This is a genomic window from Gilvimarinus sp. 1_MG-2023, from assembly GCF_030548285.1.
On record NZ_JAUOSC010000644.1, the window covers coordinates 1 to 311 of the forward strand.

1 protein-coding gene is annotated in these 311 nt (G+C 59.2%); it reads left to right on the forward strand.

Translation table 11 applies throughout. The features are described 5' to 3' along the window. A partial coding sequence (locus Q4563_RS18450; protein ID WP_303605543.1) for a 2-C-methyl-D-erythritol 4-phosphate cytidylyltransferase occupies nt 1-311 on the forward strand: 311 nt, incomplete at both ends.

Consider the following 311-nt stretch of genomic DNA (forward strand, 5'->3'; position numbering starts at 1 on the left):
CGCCTGGTGCTGGTGCTGTCTGAATACGATCCTTACTGGCCTGATAGTGAATTTGCTGATGATGCGCGGATTCTGCGTGCCTGTGGTGGAGCGGAGCGGTGTGACTCGGTATTAAACGGCTTGCGCGCCTTGCAGACACTGGCAGCAGAAGATGACTGGGTGATGGTGCATGACGTGGCCCGTCCATGCCTGCAGCACAGTGATCTGGACGCCTTGCTGGAAGCGTTATGTTTTCCCGGTGCCATTCTGGCCAGCCCGACCCGCGATACCATGAAGCGTGGCCGGATCAACGCCCAGGGGCAGGCCGATAT